Here is a 16,436-nt window from a genome sequence, read left to right on the forward strand (position 1 = left end):
ATGGAACGCGACGATATCATCATACTGCTGCTGGCTGCGAACCTGATTGTGCAGGCAGCCTTTGTGGTATGGCTCTCGCGACGGTTCGCGGCTGCCAGTACAGCTAGCGGTGACAGGACTGCCTCTCGTGGCGGCGCCGGTAAAGACGTCGTCATTGATTCCTGCGCGCTGATAGACGGGCGCATCATGCAGATAGCAAAAGCCGGTTTTCTGCCCGGCACCATCGTCATACCTGAACGAGTGTTGCAAGAATTACAACTATTGGCGGATACGGCCGATTCCTACAAACGCAGCCGGGCACGGTATGGCCTGGACACCGCCAAGGCGCTGCAAGATGCATTACCTGGCAGGGTCGATATAGCCGATGACGGACTAGCGCGTAATGTGCCGGTTGATGATGCCATCACCCAGTTGGCCCGGCGGCGCAACGCTTGTCTGTATACCACTGACTACAACTTGAACAAGGTTGCCAGCCTGAAGCAAGTCTGCGTCCTGAACGTCAATGAGCTTGCCGGGGCACTGCGTCCCGAACATTTGCCGGGCGAGACTGTCACGGTCAAGCTGGTGCAGAAAGGCGAAGGCCGCGGACAAGGCATCGGGTATCTGGAGGAAGGGGCGATGGTCGTCGTTGATGGCGGCGCCGCATTGCTTGGCCGGACGGTTGAAGTCCGGATTGACAGGATGCTGCAGACCGAGGCTGGCCGGATGGCCTTCGCCTCGCTCAAGAAGGCGGCACAGAAAAAACGCGCGTAAGGTACTGCGCGTTTTTTCTGTGCCTGTTCGTTTGTGTCCTGTCTACTCGTCCCAGACATCGGCGAACCGCTCACGCCAGCTCATGGAGCGGTTGCTATTGCTGTTGCCATGACCGCTACCGCCTCCTGCAGAGGAAACGGTAACGTTGATGTTCTTGCTGAGTGAGCCGTCGTAGAGGGCGGCGTCGATGGCGGTGACTGTCACGTCGATGCTGCCATTATTGGTAGCAGTGTACTCAAGGACGTAGTCGCCGCTGGCGCTGGCGCTGGCCGAGCCGATGACCTGGCCGTTGACGCTGAACTCGACGTTCTGCAACGGATTGGTGCCGGCGGCCACAACGGCCTTTATCTGGTATCTGCCGGCCGAGACGCGGCTGGCCTGGATGTCGTTGACGAAGGGCTTGGTGTCGCTACACTTGTGCCTGTCATCTTCGGCATTGGGGTCGTAACCGTCCGGGGCGCTCAGGCGCTCGACGTTGCGGACCGGGTCTTTGATCTTCTCGACGAATTCCTCAACCTTGGCGCGGGCCGGCGTACAGTCGGTAGCCTTCTTGCGGCTGATCTTGTCGAACGTCATCTTGAAGCCACTGTTGGCGTTGGCCTTCTTGAACCAGGAAGGATAAATGTCCTTACGGCCGTTGATGACCAGGTCCTGGATACCGTTTGGCCGGGCGAACCAGTCGCCGGGTTTCCAGCGGCCTTGTGGTTCGTAAACATCGGTGTGTACCTTCTGCATGTAGTCGTTGACGACGCGGCGGACGACATCGCTGGCGCTGTTGCCGATGGCGGATCCATCGTGGTTGCCAGACCAGACGCCGGTAGCAACCTTGGGTGAGAAGCTCATCATCCAGCTGTCCTTCGGTTTGCCCAGGCCGTTGTCGGTAGTGCCGGTCTTGGTGGCAGTCTTGACGCCGGGTATATTGAAGCCGTATGAGCGTCCCGAGGCTCCAAAGACGAGGCTGCGGGCGTCGGCATCGGCCAGGGTGTCGGCCAGCATGTAGGCGACCTGAGGATCAAGCGCCTGCTTGCCATCGGCGTTCTTCCATTGCTTCAAGGTCTGGCCTTGGGCGTTTTTGACTTCCAGAACGTAGGCCAGCGGCTTGTAGCTGCCGTTTCGGGCGACGGTGGCGTAGGCATTGGTGTGCTCAACCTGCAGCGAGGTACAGCCACCACCGATGGCCAGCGACAGGCCTGGCGTAGCATTGCGCTCACAGACATGGATGTTGCCCATGTCCTTTGCAGTCTGAACGACTGACTCGGGGCTGGCGACGATGACCGCCTTGACGGCTGGAATGTTGAGCGAGCTGCCAAAGGCCTGGCGGACGGTGACGTTGCCATAGAAGCGGCCAGTGAAGTTGCGCAACTGACACTTGCCGCTGGTATTACCGGCACAGTACAAGTCGTCGATGTTCTCGTCCCTGAGGACGGAGCCGGGGCCATAGTTGGTGCCATCACGCTCCTTGAAAAGGGCGGCGTAATCGTAGAGCTTCATGCTGGAACCCGGTTCGAGCGGGCTGGTGGCGGAGTTGAACTGGCCGTTGATGCCTTCATTGTTGAAGTCAGCACTGCCCACCATGGCGATGACCTGGCCGGTCTCAACATCGACGGAACTGAGGGCGATGTTGTCGGCGCCGGCGGTCGGCAACAGCTTGGCACCGGTGTTCACGGCAGTCTCGGCGAATTCCTGAGCCTTTTTGTCGAGAGTAGTCTTGACGGTCAGGCCGCCCTTGCCGACGAGCGCATCACCGAACTCGGCCTTCAGCTGGCGTTTGACTTCCAGTACGAAATGAGGTGCGAAAGCGGTGGCGAATTCCTTGTTCTCGGGCTGCAGCTTGCTTTGCAGGGTGGCGGAATCCGGGAACTCCTTCTTGGCGGCTTCGATCTCTTCTTTTTTGGCATAGCCCTGTTCAAGCATTTTATCGAGCGTGAACTGCTGGCGTTTGAGCAAGTATTCATTGCCCTCGACGTTGTATGGGTTGTAGAGCGACGGCTGCTGTGGGATGGAGGCCATGATGGCCGCCTCGGCCAATGTCAGCTCTTTGGCGTGCTTGCCAAAATAGGTCTGGGCGGCAGACTCGACGCCGTTGCGCGGCCCGCCATACGGCACCTCGTTGAGGTAAAGGTTCAAAATCTGGTCCTTGTTATACATGCGCTCGATCTCGATGGCCAGAATAGCTTCTTTGGCCTTACGGCTCAGGCCGCTCAGACCGGAACGCTGGTTGGCCTCTTCCTCTGAGAAGAATACCTTTTTGACCAGCTGCTGGGTCAGGGTGGAGCCACCCTGGGTGCCACCGCCACCGACGGCGTTGTTAAGCACGGCGCGGGCGGTGCCGCTGAAGCTGACGCCGCCATGCTTGTAGAAGTCCTTGTCCTCGAGGGCGACCGTGGCCTGCTTCATCGGTTTGCTGATTTCATTGAAATCGACGACGATCTTATAATCGCCACCACCTTTATCTTCCCAGAGCAGTTCGCCGTTGCGGTCGATGTAGCGGGTGACGGTCGTCTGGACACGCTTGGAAAGCTCGCCGGGTCGGATGGCATCAAGGTCTTTGCGGAAGTAGGCGAACAGGCCGGCAAACATGATGCCGACCAACAATGCACCGATACCGACGATCTTCAACGCCATGATGGCGCCGTCGCGGCTGGTCCAGAACTTCCAGGCCCGCTTGGGGTGCAAGCGGTAGAGCAGCCGTTTTATCGGATGCTTCGGCAGGGTGGCCAGATATTCTGCTTTACGGCGTGCCTTGGCATCGGAACGCTGGCGCCGTCTGGCTGACAGGTTGGAATATACCTGCAGCGTCTTCCCCTTCGGGGAGTTTTTCTGGGAACTCATTGTTTTGTCTCACTCCTTGATACTTTGCAGTTAAAAAACTAACTGGGAATCACTTGGCATTATAGCACATCGCGGGTTCGAAAAGAGGCCTCTGCTGGCCGCTGTTATAGAAGGTGCTTTAAGCTAACCATAAGGCTACAAGCGGGGTCGTATCTCTGGTATACTAACGCCCATGAGCAAACAGACCGATATGACCCTATCCGAAGAACTGGCCTGGCGTGGTTTTGTCAACCAGTCGACCTTCGCCGACACCGCAGAACTGGACAAAGAGACGCGGACGTTCTATTGGGGTGTCGATCCAAGTGCGGATTCAATGACGGTCGGCAACTTCGCTATGGCCATGATGGCCCGCCATTTTATGAACCATGGCTACAAGGCGGTGCTGCTGGTGGGCGGCGCCACGGGGATGATTGGTGACCCGGACGGTAAGGCGGAAGAACGCTCGCTGCGGCCACTGGAAGAAATTGAGCACAATAAGAAAGCTATTGCCGCGCAGTACGACCGCGTATTCGATGGCATGCCATTCACGCTGGTTGATAATTACGATTGGTTCCGTGATATGGGGTACCTGAACTTCTTGCGGGATGTCGGCAAGCATTTTTCGATGACACAGTTGCTGCAGCGCGATTTCGTGCAGAACCGCATCGGCGAGGGCGGGGCAGGCATCAGTTACGCCGAGTTTAGCTACTCCCTGATTCAGGGCTACGACTTCTTGCACCTGTTCCGTAAACATGGAGTGACGCTGCAGATAGCGGCTTCCGATCAATGGGGCAACAGCATATCGGGAACAAATCTCATCCGTAAGCTCGAGGGTGCGCAGGCGCATGTCTGGACCGGGCCGTTGATTATTAACGCGGCCACCGGCAAAAAGTTCGGCAAGACTGAAGACGGTGCCATCTGGCTGGACGAGAAAAAGACAAGCGTCTACAAGTTCTACCAGTTCTGGCTGAACGTCGATGACCGGGGCGTGATCCATTACCTCAAGATTTACACACTGCTCAGTCCCGACGACATCACCCGGCTCGAACACTCCCTGCAGCAGAACCCTGGTGCCCGCGAGGCCCAGAAAGCCCTGGCGTACGAAGTGACGAAACTGGTACACGGCGAAGCCCGCGCCGAGAGCGTCCGGCGCGTCAGCGAAGTACTGTTTGGCAAGCGTGCATTCGCCGACCTGGACGCAGCCGACCATGATGAGCTGGCAAAGGAAATCCCGGTTGTCACTGAAGCCGAGACGGTCGGCGAGGCACTGCTTGCGGCCCAGCTGGCCACATCCAGCTCCGAGGCCCGGCGGCTCATAAGCGGCGGCGGCATCAGTGTAAGCGGTGAAAAGCTGACCGAAGACGGTCCGGTTCCGTCCCGGCCAGCCCTGCTGAAGCGCGGCAAGAACGGCTTTGCATTGATCCGCTAGCCAAATGAAGCTGGACATGCCCCTCTCCCTCCTGGCCGGCATCGGCCCAAAGCGCGCGGAGCAGTTCGCGCGGCTTGGCCTTGAGACAGTAGGAGATCTGCTGCATTTTTACCCGCGGACGTACGAGAACTTTGGCGAAGTAAAACCTATTAACCAGGTGCAGCCGGGCAAGGTAGCCATCGTGGCGCGGCCCGTCACTGTGACCGGCCGGTATGTCCGCCGGGGCCTGCACATTACTGAAGCGGTAGTGGCCGATGCCAGCGGCGAACTTCGTGTAGTCTGGTTCAACCAGCCGTATAGGGCTGCACAGATTAACACACAGAAAGAATATTACTTCTCCGGCGAGTATGAGTTTGGCCGCGGCCGGTATGTGTTGAACAACCCGCAAGCGGAGCTGGCTGAACACCTTGAGGGCAATGGGTCCAACATCACGCCGGTCTACCGCGAGACCAAGGGTCTGACCTCGGTCATTATCCGCAAGGCGCTTGATTCGATTCTCCCTCTGGTGGATGAGCTGCCGGAGACATTGCCACCGGAACTATTGCAGCAGTATAAGCTGATGCCGCGGCCGGCCGCCCTGCAGGCCATCCATGCCCCGCAGACCACGCAGGACTACGAGGCTGCACGGCACCGCTTCGGCTTTGAGGAGTTGCTGGCTGTCGTATTGGCGGCGGCGATGAACAAGCAGGAGAATGCGGCCCTGGAGGCCTGGCATATTCCTTTTGATGTCGCAGCTGCCAAGAAGTTCACGGCCGCATTGCCGTTCCAGCTGACCAATGCCCAGCGCACGGCCGTCTGGGATATCATCCAGAACCTGGAGGCCGGCACCCCGATGAACCGTTTGCTGCAGGGCGATGTCGGCTCTGGCAAGACCGTCGTCGCCGCCATGGCCGCCTATATGGCAGCCCAGGCCGGATACCAGACCGCTTTCATGGCGCCGACCGAGCTGCTGGCGGCCCAGCATGCCACGACACTGGATAGATTACTGGCACCGCACCACATTACCGTGGCGTTGCTGACGGGTAGCGTCAAGACCAAAGCCAGGCCGGCACTACTGGAGGGAATTGAGAGCGGCGCCATCGCCGTGACCGTCGGCACACATGCCCTGATCCAGCCGAATGTCAAGTTCCACTCGCTTGGATTCGTGGTGATCGACGAGCAGCACCGCTTCGGCGTTGAACAGCGCCGGACGCTGGTGGATAAGAGCCGGCGCATGCCGCACCTGCTCTCGATGAGCGCCACGCCGATTCCGCGCAGCCTGGCCCTGACCGTCTATGGGGAGCTTGACGTCAGCATCCTCAATGAATTGCCGCCCGGCCGGACGCCCATCGTTACCAAGATAGGCTCGCCCAACAGCCGCGAGAAAATATACGGCCTTGCTGATACCGCCATCGCGGAAGGCCGCCAGGTCTACGTCATCTGCCCGCAGATCGAGCCGACCGAGGGCAAAGCAAAGACAGCCAAGGCCAAGTCCGACGACGATACCAGCAGTGTCACCAAGGCCTTTCAAAAGATCAGCGGCAACCTGCTGAAACACCGGCGCGTCGCCATGCTGCACGGCAAGATGAAGGCCGAGGAGAAGGCGGAGGTCATGGCGGGCTTTGCGGCCGGCGACATAGACGTACTGGTCTCGACGACGGTCATCGAGGTGGGCGTGGACGTACCCAACGCCACGGTCATGATCATCGAGAACGCCGACCACTTCGGTCTGGCCCAGCTGCATCAGCTGCGCGGAAGGGTAGGGCGCGGCCAGCACCAGAGCTACTGCTACCTGATACCGGCCACCAGCAAGGCACCGAGCCGCCGGCTGCGTGAACTTGAACAGTCGACCGATGGTTTCTACCTCTCCGAGGTCGACCTGGAGCTGCGCGGTCCCGGCGAAGTCTACGGTGCGGCCCAGCATGGCCAGCTGGATATGCGCCTGGCCCGCATCGGCGACCTGCGGTTCGTCGAGATGGTGCAAAAGGCGGCTTTATGGCTGCTACAGGAGGGAATTGATATCAGCCGCTATCCCGAGCTGCACGACCGCGTCGAGCGCGCCCGCCGCATGATAACCCTGAACTGACGGGACTTTACTTCGCTCATGGTATACTTAGCAGCAGTAAAGGCGAGTCCTACGATATAAAACGAAATAAGCAAGCGGTATGTATTCCGGAACGACCCTGCGCTCCAGCTCCGGCAAGGTGCTGGGCGCACATCAGAAGATTGATCGCGTAGCCCGCAGGGCTTTGGCGCAGGTGGCGCCTGAATTGCCGTTTCCGGGCATTAAGGCCATTGTCCATTTTGAGGGGATGAACGGCCCGGACGGACTAAAGCGCAAATCGCCCGCCCGTGACGAACCGTGGCACTACTACAACCCGGCCAACCCCGATGATACGGCCATCCTGACCATGATCCTCGATCATCGGGCCAACCTTATCAAAGCCATCAGCGAGCACAACCGTGAGCGGGCTGCCTTTGAGGCGGCCTGGATGGCCCACGCCATCGTTGACGGCCTGACGCCGGCCCATCACGCACCGCTTGAGGAAGCAATTGAGCAGCTGCGCGGCGAAGGCATCGAGACCCGCACTACCATCTACAAGAAACTGGTGTACCCCGGCAACAATCCGCGCGAGCGTTTCCGGAACAACTGGTATGTATGGGGCGCCGGTGGTGTCATGACGACGCACTCTACCTATGAATGGGGTGTGGCTACCTCGATCGCCTCGCTCAAACTGCAGCAGGGTTACCCCGACAAGATGGAGTGCCAGCGCGTCGTCCGTCTCGGTATTGACGAGATTTTTCAGGAAGCGGCCTCAAAGATTTACAGCATGAAGATGTACACCACATTCCAAAAGAAGGGGTGGACCTCTAAACTGGCCCGTCAGACCAGGGAAGTACTGGCGCCGCTGATCGTCAAAGTAGTGGCCTTGGCATGGTATGAAGCCGCCTATCAGGCGCATCAGCTGGAGCGGGGAACTTCCAAGCCGTGAGATTGCGCGTCATATCCGGCGAACTAAGGGGATTGCGCTTTGATGCGCCGCCCGGCTTTGCTACCCACCCGATGGGTGACCGGGTGCGCATGGCCCTGTTCAACAAACTTGGCCCGATTGCCGGCTGGGAAGTACTGGACCCCTTTGCCGGCAGCGGTGCGCTCAGTTTTGAAGCTATCAGCCGCGGTGCTGCCAGCGCCATTGCCATCGAGCGCGACAAAACGGCGCAGAAGTACCTGGAGCGCAACATCACCAAACTCCGCCTGGAAGATCGCGTCCAGCTGATAAAAGGCAACAACCGCTCCTGGAGCAACATCTATCCCGACCAAATGTTCGACCTCATCCTCTGCGACCCGCCCTACGACGACATGAAACGCACCACACTCATCCAGCTGACCCGGCACCTGAGGCCGGACGGTCTGATGGTCCTCTCACAACCCGCCAGTGAGGAGCCGGTGCCCATAGAGGGGCTGCGCATAACCGACACTTCGAAATACGCCAATGCGCGGCTGGTGTTTTACCGCCCGTCGTAACGCCTGGATTGTCATTTCTCCTTCGGTAGGCTACTATATGACCAAGACGTTTTCTCCACGGAACATCACGTCCATGCTCATGCGCGAGTGGTGGAATTGGTAGACACGCATGCCTTAGGAGCATGTGCCGAAAGGCGTGAAGGTTCAAGTCCTTTCTCGCGCACCATAGAAAAAAGCCAGGCTTTACAGCTGGCTTTTTTCTATGGTGCAGGACGATGCCTACAGAGGGTAACGCTCCATTAGCCATTGTTGATTGATAGAAGAACTGTTGCAAGGATACTGCCGCACGAACGAATCGAAGGCGAGCGTACTCAGACAGAGGCCGCTGTGACGGACGTAGATACGACGTTTACCGGCACCTATCGGGTCGAAATTGTACAGTTGTACGTCAGAAAGACAGGTTCCTTGGGAAAGTAGCGTCCCACTGGCAGTACTGGCATTCGGAATTTCGACGCATAAGCCGTTACTGCGCGCCGACAAGCCGGACGAACCGATGCGCGCAGGCAGCTCTTTGTACTGCTGACTCAGGCTGGTACTTGCTGCCCGCATCAGTACCAGGCCGCCACTGGAAGCATCCATGTAATTGTTGGTAGCAACATTCTTAATCTTGTAATAGCCTTGTGTCAGTTCGGCGTAGGCCGCCCGGACATTGGTGTCGCCGCCATCGAGGCTGGTAAAGCGAACCGTCAGGTTGTTGGCACCAAAGTAGTCGAGCGACGATGCGGGGACACTGAACGATCGCCAGCCAAACCCTTGTCCCGCAGCTACGGTGTAGGTAGCGACGATACTGCCTTGTGTCAGCGCCTCCACGCGCAGTCTGGTCGAAGCCCCGGTATTTGCATAGAAGTACACCTGTCCCCAATAGTAGGGCGCGTCAATCGGAGCGCTCGTAAACCCGACTTCGGTCACGCGTCCGGCGCCACTGGCATATATCCAGTCGGTCGCCCCGACGGGCTGGCCATTGACCGTGGCATCATCGAGAGCAGCCCAGGCCGCAGTGCCAGCCGGCGTGACACTCCAGCCTGAAATCACATCACGCTGTGGGCGGACAATAAAAGGTGCTGCCCCTGCTTCAGCCGGGGCAGGGGCAAAAACTACCGCCATGAACGACAGTACCGCCCCCAGGATGCTTAATCTGATGTTGTTACTATGCATAGGCCCTCCCTATCTTGTGCCGCCATGGAGCATGGGCACTGTTATGGTTTGTGTTGTTAATTATACCCCTCATGTGGCATGCGGATGTGTGATTGCGCATCAAACTACTATTGTGGTCGGCGGGGCTCTCTGCTTTTATTAAGGCAGTCCATTTCAACCATCCTGCTGAAAGGAACGACATGCCGGGCCAGGTAGTGACCACGGTACTGGTGACGGTCGTCAGCCTTCTGCCCTTCGTCGCCATCGCCATGCTGGTCGTGGTGCGGCAGGCCAGACGGCGGATGTGGGCAGAGCTGGACCGCGACAAGGCGCAGCACCAGCAAGACTGCGAACGGCTCCTCAAGGCCCAGGAATGCCAGCGCCGTGCCACCGGTGCCGTGCTTGACCGCGCTAAATCGGCCGAGGAGTACGCCGCCGCCTTGGTGTCAGGGCTGCTCAGGGATGGCATTGACGATCCGTACGAGCTCGCCCAGCTTAACGAGTTTTGGACCGCACTGACCGAATGGGCCTTCTGGCAAGGACGGATGCGCCTGCTGAGCGATTTTAACGCGCAGCGGACGGCCATGCTGGAGGCGATGCAGTTGGCGGAGCGGAACGGCGAGTCGAGGGTCATCAGGACTATCGACGGAGAAAAGCTGCGCGCTTACGCTGACGAACAGTGCGGATGGGGGCCGGTGATCCAAGCCGCCCGGCGCGATGTGCGCGTGCTGGAGGACCTTATGGCACAACAGCTGGCCGGCTGTGAGCACACTCTCCTCCGTCTGAAGCGCGCCGCCGCCGCAGTCAGCCAGTGGCTGCCGGACGAGATTCGGCAGGGTGCGGCACGGCCGTAAGCAGTACACCCCGGGCGCAGGCCATGCGTCCGGGGTTTTCATATTGTGTTCTTATGGTATAGTTTTGATTACTCCTCATGCATGTGAGGTCCACCGCGAAAGCGGATGGTGCATAGTGCGCCAATCAAGCTCCACGAAGATACCAGGGAGATGCCATGACGACCGAGGCTGCCTACAGGCTGTTCAAAATCCACATCCCGGTCGACATCCTGCACATCGTCGGCGGCCCCAGCAACCTCCAGTTCACGGAGGTCATGGACCAGCTCAACGCCGGCGGTACGGAGTCCGTGGAGCTGGTGTTTACGCTCAAGACCGGCGCCAGCACGACCGCCTTTACGGCGCGGCTTGCCGTGTGCTCGATCGGCGAGACCGATGAAGGCACCTACGGCTTCGTCGTGGTGTACAACGACTGGGAGCTCTCTGGCGTGTACAACACCGAGACCGGCAACGGCCACCTGGCACCTGCCCGCCAGCGCCACCTGCTCGGTGCCTCCCAGCGGCGGCGCCGTGCCAACACATGATGCGGAGAGCCCGCCGGCCACCTGGTCGGCGGGTTTTTCACGCGCTACAGCGGCCCGTTCTTTTACACAGGCCAGGCTCCGGATTCCTTCCTTTTTCCGGTTGTCTAAGCATTATGAGATAAGGTATCATAGTGGAAATAATAAAAACGTAAAACTGTAAATAGGGACTTCAAGCTACAATCGCTGTTAAAAAATCCTCTTGACAAAAAAGCGAATTTGTGCTAGTATCAAGACGTTTAGAGACGTATCAGTAAACAATAACTCTTATTAAAGGATGCCATCTTGAGTGAACATGCCGTCACGCTGTCTATCGTTGTGCCGACTCTGAATGAGGCGGGCAACGTCGCACTCCTGCTCCAGCGCATCGCCGCCAATCTGCAGCCGGCCGGCATCGCTTATGATGTCCTGTTCATCGATGACCATTCAACCGATGGTACGGTAGAGACCATCAAGAGCCTTGCCGGTACGTATCCGGTCAGCGTCAGCCTTAAGCACGGCCGCCGCGGCAAGGCGTATTCCATCCTGCAGGGCATCGATGAGGCCCGCGGCGAACTTATCTGTATGATCGACGCCGATCTGCAGTACCCGCCCGAGGCCATAAGCGCAATGGTCAAATATATTACAGACAACAAAGCCGATGTGGTATTAAGTCAACGTGTGACTCACAACACCAGCCCGCTGCGCCAGCTCAGTAGTAAGGTTTACAATTTCTTCTTTACCAAGCTGTTATTCGGCATCGATTACGATACGCAATCCGGCCTGAAAGTCTTCCGCCGCGAAATCATGCAGGACATGCAGCTGCACCCGTCTCCATGGAGCTTCGATCTGGAATTCATAGTTGAATGTCTGCTGCGCGGCTACCGGGTCGTCAGTCACGAGGTCGAATTTGCCTCGCGCCATAGCGGCAAGGCCAAGTTAAGCGTTTTCACAGCTACCCTTGAGTTAATTAAGGCGACCCTGCAACTATGGATTCGTGTGCCGCGCGGACAGGTCCGTGCCGGCTTCGCGCGTAATCGCCAGCGGGCCATCCATCACAACATTTCCTCGGAGACCACAGCATGAAACGGCTCGCAACATTTATTTTCTGTGCACTCCTGGTCGTCGCGGCGGCCTTCTTTGCGAGCACTGCTTATGCCAACCGCCTGGCTGAGACCGGTGGTCAGCGTGTGCCGCAGATTTACTCTCCGAACCGCCTGACGCTCGAGCTGTGGAGCGCATTCAAGAAGAATATGGTCGAAGAAGGCACGGGGCGCACCATCCAAAAGGATCTGGGCGGCGACTCGACTGCCAGCGGCCAGGCCATGACCATGCAGCGCGCCGTCTGGATGGACGACCCCAAGACGTTTGATGCCAGCTGGCAATGGACCAAGGACAATCTGCAGACGGAAGAATACCACTTCTCCGGCAGTTTCGGTGAGCTGGTCAACGGCAATTACGGTATCAAGAGTACCGAGACGAGTGCCGGTGCCGACGCCAGTGTCGCCTATGGCCTGATCATGGGTTCGGCGCGGTGGCGCGAAGGGAAGTACCTCTGGGATGCCCGTCCGGTCATGGTGGCCCTCTGGCGCGACCACGTAGTTGAGATCGATGGCAAACCGGTCCTGGTGTCCGACAAAGAGGCTGGCACCCTGCGTCCTGCTGACTTTGCGCCGTACATGTACCGCACCTTTGCCAAGGTCGACCCCAGCCACGACTGGGCGGCCGTGATGGAGAACACCTATGATCTGCTGGTTGCGGCTCGCGAAGACCAGCCGGACAAGCTGCTGGCGGCCGAATACACACTCGATACCACCGGCGCGACGCCTGTTCTGACTTCTCCTGAGGATGACGCAGCTGCCATTGCCCAACGCGACCTGGCCCTGGCCTACCACTTGACCCTCGACAGCACCTGGTACAAGGACGCCCGCGCCCGTGAGCTGCTGGCCAGCTTCAAGCCGCTTGGCGGCTACTGGCACAAGCACCAGGAGTTGGTGACGGGCTACCGCGCCGACGGTGCTGCTGATTCCGTGGCTGATGTCCCTGCCAATTACGGCATGCTGATCGGCTACTTCATGACCTATGACCGCGCTGCTGCCGACGCCATCTACCAGCGCAAACTCCTTACTCTCTACAATCCTGACACCCAGTCCTGGGCGCGCGAACTTGGTTATCGTGACGACACCTGGGCCTGGCTCGGCATTGCGCTGTATAACGACGATCTGACTAACATTGGGGGACTCTATGAATAAATCCGATTCGCGCTTCGCATTCCTGCGGGGTACTGCCAGCAAGCCGCTACTGCTCGTCAATATACTGTTGTCGATCATGTACTTCATCGTCATCACGTTCTTCTTTGAGCACGGCAACCCCATTCTGTTCTCGCTGCTGATCGCCGGTGAAGTCTTCCACCTCTGGCAGATCATCGGCTACTGTTACACCGTCTGGGAAATGAAGAATGACAGCGTTTTTGCGCCGCACTTCGCCCGGCCGGTCGATGTCTTCATCACCGTGGCCGGTGAGCCGGTTGAAATTATCGAAGAGACCGCCCGCGCGGCGCTCGCCATGGATTACCCAAGCTTCACTGTCAACATCCTTAACGACGGCTATGTGGCCAAGAAGGATAACTGGCAGGATGTCGTCCGTCTGGGCGAGGAGCTCGGTATCAACGTCATCACGCGCACCACGCCGGGCGGTGCCAAGGCAGGGAACATCAATAACGCCCTGCGTGAGACCAGTAACCCCTACGTCGTCATCTTCGACGCCGACCACGTGCCATACCCATCATTCCTGCGTGAGACCATGGGCTATTTCATCGACCCCAAGATGGGCTTTGTGCAGACGCCGCAGTTCTACCACAACCAGGGCATTAACGGCGTGACACAAGTGGCCTGGGACCAGCAGTCGTTGTTCTTCGGCCCGATCATGGCTGGTAAAAACCGCCTGGGCTCGGTCTTTATGTGCGGCACCAACATGGTGCTTGCCCGGGAGGCCCTGACGGATGCCGGCGGCATGTGTGAGTTCAACATCGCCGAAGATTTCCTGACCTCGCTGTTCATGCACGAAAAAGGCTGGAAGAGTGTCTACGTGCCAAAAGTACTGGCCGAAGGCCTGGCACCCGAAGACTTCCTGTCGTACTACAAGCAGCAGTACCGCTGGACGCGCGGCAGCCTTGAGGTCATCTTCAAGTTCAACCCGCTGTTCCGCCGCGGTCTGAACTTCAAGCAGAAGATGCAGTACCTGATTTCCGCCAGCTACTACCTTTCCGGCGTGGTCGTGCTGATTGACGCGCTGCTGCCCATCATTTTCCTGTTCACCGGCCTGACCGCCATCACTACTTCTACCATGACCCTGGCGCTGGTCTTCATGCCGTACATCTTTGTCAGCCTGTATCTGCTGCAATCGACCAGTAACTACGCCTATACCTTCCAGGCTATCTCGTTCTCTATCAGCTCGTTCTTCCTGCAGATCCGCGCCCTCATCGCGGTGCTGCTCAACCAGAAGACTTCGTTCGTCGTCACCTCCAAGCAGGCTATCCAAGGCAACTTCCTGTACCTGGTGGTGCCGCAGATCGCCTATATCGTGCTGACTATCGCCGGGTCAATCGTCGCTTTCAACCGCGAAGGCATGTCGGCGTCGCTGCTGGCCAACCTGGCCTGGGCGTTGGTGACCGTGGCGTGTTTCATCCCGTTCATCATGGCCGCAGCGCCAAAACTGAGCCTGCCGGGTGCCAAGTGGCTGCAACGTCCGAGCAAGCGCCGGGCGGCCCATCAGCCCGTACCTGTGGAGCATGTGTCATGAACCGTCTTGCTGATGATATCAAGAAGCCGGTCGTCGCCAAGAAGACGGACCAGCCGGTAAGCAAGCCGGCGGAAAAAGCCGCCGAGCAGGCCGAAGCACCCAAGAAGCGCGGTTTTGATTGGGGCAGGCTCCTGGTCGGTGCCGTCATCGCCGCCTGCATGGCCGGTGTGGTGTTGATCTCTCAACTCTTTCTTATCGACAACAGCCTGCGCCTGGACGAGAGCCAGAGCGTCTGGCAGGCCTCGCATAGCCTCAGCGGTATGCTTGGCGTGGTGGCACAGGACGTCCATATGCCGCTGTACCACATCCTGCTGCAGCAGTGGATGCACCTCTTCGGCGATAGTGTCGTCAGTGTACGCTCTATGTCGATGGTATTCTTCCTGGCGACGATTCCGTTTGTCTATCTGTTGGCCAGGTTGGTGCTTTCACGCAAGTGGTCGCTGATAGTGACCATCCTCTTCAGCCTGTCGCCGTTCATGAACTGGTATGCCAACGAGGCGCGTATGTACACCTTGCTGGTGTTCTTTGCGGCGGCCAACCAGTACTTCTACGCCCGTATACTCAAGGACGGCAAGGGGTGGTTCGGCTACCTGCTGACCACCATCTTCGGCGCTTATTCGCATTACTTCTTCATGTTCAACCTGCTGGCCCAGGCCATGTTCTACCTGGTCAACCGTAAGAAGTACTTCAGGCCCGGCATGTTCAAACGCTTCATCGGCGTCATGGTGGCGCTGGCCGTAGCCCTGTCACCCTGGGTGGCCTACTTCATCATGTCCGGTCTGGCCAGCAACACCCGGCCGCTGATTGAGCGTCCGACGGCGGTCAACTTCTTCAACGTCTACTCGCAGTTCCTGTTCGGTTTCCAGACGGACGCCGTCAACACGGCCATCGTCTCGCTTTGGCCGCTGATTCTGATCATCGCCTTCTTCACGGTCAAGCGCCACCTGCGCATGGACCGCGTGGTAGCCTATCTGCTGACCATGGCCTTCGTACCGATTATTGTGGCGTTCGCGCTCAGCTTCGTAGTGACGCCATTCTTTTTGAGCCGCTACATGGTGTCGGCCATCGCGCCGCTGACCATCGCGCTGGTCTGGCTGATCAGCCGCTATGGGCCCAAGTTCTCGACGCTGCTGATCACGCTCTGGTTCCTGATCGTTGGCGCTACCTTCACGCAGCAGCTAGCCAGCGCTGATACGCCGGTGAAGGAAGACTTTAAGGCCGCAGCCCAGAGCATTGAGAAGACATCGTCCGTGCATGACATCATCGTGCTTTCCAGCCCGTTCACCGTGTATCCATTTGAATACTACTACGACGGCCCGCTGCAGATCCGCACCTTGCCGCTCTGGGACCGCCAGAACATTGGCGCCGTCCCAACCTTCAGCGAGGAACGTTTGCCCGAAGAAGTCGAGACCCTCAAAGAAGGTCACGACTACATCTACCTGCTCCTGAGCTATGACCAGGGCTACGAAGAAGAGATCTACCAGCACTTCAACATGCGTTACGAAAAAGTGAAGACGCAGAAGTTCTCCAACGACCTCACCCTGCATGTCTACCGCGTCGGCTACGACGTCATGCCTGAAGTGCTGCCGACCGTCGACCAGTAGGGTTGCCGATGCGCGCCCCCTCTGGTGGCATGCTATACTAAGGTGTAA

The 16,436-nt window shown here is 58.5% G+C and carries 13 protein-coding genes and 1 tRNA gene; 12 read left to right on the top strand and 2 right to left on the bottom strand.

Features of this window, described 5'->3' with window-relative positions; genetic code table 11:
• The gene (locus tag JNJ66_03035; GenBank protein ID MBL8159407.1) at positions 1-753 is read left to right on the top strand and encodes a TRAM domain-containing protein; all 753 of its coding nucleotides are present in this window, start codon (positions 1-3) and stop codon (positions 751-753) included.
• 42 nt (positions 754-795) lie between these two features.
• Here the strand turns inward: JNJ66_03035 and JNJ66_03040 are convergent, their stop codons facing one another.
• Positions 796-3,585 (bottom strand): transglycosylase domain-containing protein, encoded by a 2,790-nt coding sequence (locus JNJ66_03040; protein MBL8159408.1) that lies wholly within the window; start codon positions 3,583-3,585, stop codon positions 796-798.
• A gap of 172 nt (positions 3,586-3,757) precedes the next feature.
• Between JNJ66_03040 and JNJ66_03045 the strand changes: the two genes are divergently transcribed.
• From JNJ66_03045 to JNJ66_03065, 5 genes are all read left to right on the top strand, one after another.
• Positions 3,758-4,993, top strand: a complete 1,236-nt coding sequence (locus tag JNJ66_03045) for a tyrosine--tRNA ligase (GenBank protein MBL8159409.1) — start codon at positions 3,758-3,760, stop codon at positions 4,991-4,993.
• 16 nt (positions 4,994-5,009) lie between these two features.
• Positions 5,010-7,058 (top strand): ATP-dependent DNA helicase RecG, encoded by a 2,049-nt coding sequence (gene recG / locus JNJ66_03050; protein MBL8159410.1) that lies wholly within the window; start codon positions 5,010-5,012, stop codon positions 7,056-7,058.
• Positions 7,059-7,137: 79 nt separating this feature from the next.
• The gene (locus JNJ66_03055; GenBank protein ID MBL8159411.1) at positions 7,138-7,965 is read left to right on the top strand and encodes a hypothetical protein; all 828 of its coding nucleotides are present in this window, start codon (positions 7,138-7,140) and stop codon (positions 7,963-7,965) included.
• A gap of 2 nt (positions 7,966-7,967) precedes the next feature.
• On the top strand, positions 7,968-8,498 hold the full coding sequence (gene rsmD / locus JNJ66_03060) for a 16S rRNA (guanine(966)-N(2))-methyltransferase RsmD (GenBank protein ID MBL8159412.1): 531 nt from the start codon (positions 7,968-7,970) through the stop codon (positions 8,496-8,498).
• An 81-nt stretch (positions 8,499-8,579) separates the two neighbouring features.
• Positions 8,580-8,664 (top strand) — tRNA-Leu (locus JNJ66_03065).
• A gap of 53 nt (positions 8,665-8,717) precedes the next feature.
• On the opposite strand, the gene JNJ66_03070 is transcribed toward JNJ66_03065, so the two are convergent.
• A complete protein-coding gene (locus JNJ66_03070) occupies positions 8,718-9,653 on the bottom strand; it encodes an RICIN domain-containing protein (protein MBL8159413.1) in 936 nt (311 codons plus the stop codon).
• Positions 9,654-9,832: 179 nt separating this feature from the next.
• Between JNJ66_03070 and JNJ66_03075 the strand changes: the two genes are divergently transcribed.
• From JNJ66_03075 to JNJ66_03100, 6 genes are all read left to right on the top strand, one after another.
• Positions 9,833-10,486 (top strand): hypothetical protein, encoded by a 654-nt coding sequence (locus tag JNJ66_03075; GenBank protein MBL8159414.1) that lies wholly within the window; start codon positions 9,833-9,835, stop codon positions 10,484-10,486.
• Positions 10,487-10,641: 155 nt separating this feature from the next.
• A complete protein-coding gene (locus tag JNJ66_03080; protein ID MBL8159415.1) occupies positions 10,642-11,007 on the top strand; it encodes a hypothetical protein in 366 nt (121 codons plus the stop codon).
• 282 nt (positions 11,008-11,289) lie between these two features.
• On the top strand, positions 11,290-12,069 hold the full coding sequence (locus JNJ66_03085) for a glycosyltransferase family 2 protein (GenBank protein MBL8159416.1): 780 nt from the start codon (positions 11,290-11,292) through the stop codon (positions 12,067-12,069).
• On the top strand, positions 12,066-13,235 hold the full coding sequence (locus tag JNJ66_03090; GenBank protein MBL8159417.1) for a hypothetical protein: 1,170 nt from the start codon (positions 12,066-12,068) through the stop codon (positions 13,233-13,235). Before JNJ66_03085 ends, JNJ66_03090 begins: the two co-directional genes overlap by 4 nt.
• Positions 13,228-14,784 (top strand): glycosyltransferase, encoded by a 1,557-nt coding sequence (locus JNJ66_03095; protein MBL8159418.1) that lies wholly within the window; start codon positions 13,228-13,230, stop codon positions 14,782-14,784. The genes JNJ66_03090 and JNJ66_03095 overlap by 8 nt, the downstream gene beginning before the upstream one ends.
• Positions 14,781-16,388 carry a glycosyltransferase family 39 protein gene (locus JNJ66_03100; protein ID MBL8159419.1) on the top strand — a complete coding sequence of 536 codons (1,608 nt, stop codon included), beginning with the start codon at positions 14,781-14,783 and terminating at the stop codon, positions 16,386-16,388. The genes JNJ66_03095 and JNJ66_03100 overlap by 4 nt, the downstream gene beginning before the upstream one ends.
• The last annotated feature ends 48 nt before the right edge of the window (positions 16,389-16,436 follow it).

The sequence above is a fragment of the Candidatus Saccharibacteria bacterium genome, from assembly GCA_016789455.1.
Lineage (GTDB): Bacteria > Patescibacteriota > Saccharimonadia > Saccharimonadales > Saccharimonadaceae > CAIJKY01.

What these genes read in the sequence shown, in the direction of transcription:
- JNJ66_03090 (MBL8159417.1), top strand. Translation starts at nt 12,066, where the DNA reads ATGAAACGGCTCGCAACATTTATTTTCTGTGCACTCCTGGTCGTCGCG.
- JNJ66_03040 (MBL8159408.1), bottom strand. Translation starts at nt 3,585, where the DNA reads ATGAGTTCCCAGAAAAACTCCCCGAAGGGGAAGACGCTGCAGGTATAT.
- recG (MBL8159410.1), top strand. Translation starts at nt 5,010, where the DNA reads ATGCCCCTCTCCCTCCTGGCCGGCATCGGCCCAAAGCGCGCGGAGCAG.
- JNJ66_03100 (MBL8159419.1), top strand. Translation starts at nt 14,781, where the DNA reads ATGAACCGTCTTGCTGATGATATCAAGAAGCCGGTCGTCGCCAAGAAG.
- JNJ66_03045 (MBL8159409.1), top strand. Translation starts at nt 3,758, where the DNA reads ATGAGCAAACAGACCGATATGACCCTATCCGAAGAACTGGCCTGGCGT.
- JNJ66_03070 (MBL8159413.1), bottom strand. Translation starts at nt 9,653, where the DNA reads ATGCATAGTAACAACATCAGATTAAGCATCCTGGGGGCGGTACTGTCG.
- JNJ66_03055 (MBL8159411.1), top strand. Translation starts at nt 7,138, where the DNA reads ATGTATTCCGGAACGACCCTGCGCTCCAGCTCCGGCAAGGTGCTGGGC.
- JNJ66_03075 (MBL8159414.1), top strand. Translation starts at nt 9,833, where the DNA reads ATGCCGGGCCAGGTAGTGACCACGGTACTGGTGACGGTCGTCAGCCTT.
- JNJ66_03080 (MBL8159415.1), top strand. Translation starts at nt 10,642, where the DNA reads ATGACGACCGAGGCTGCCTACAGGCTGTTCAAAATCCACATCCCGGTC.
- JNJ66_03095 (MBL8159418.1), top strand. Translation starts at nt 13,228, where the DNA reads ATGAATAAATCCGATTCGCGCTTCGCATTCCTGCGGGGTACTGCCAGC.
- JNJ66_03035 (MBL8159407.1), top strand. Translation starts at nt 1, where the DNA reads ATGGAACGCGACGATATCATCATACTGCTGCTGGCTGCGAACCTGATT.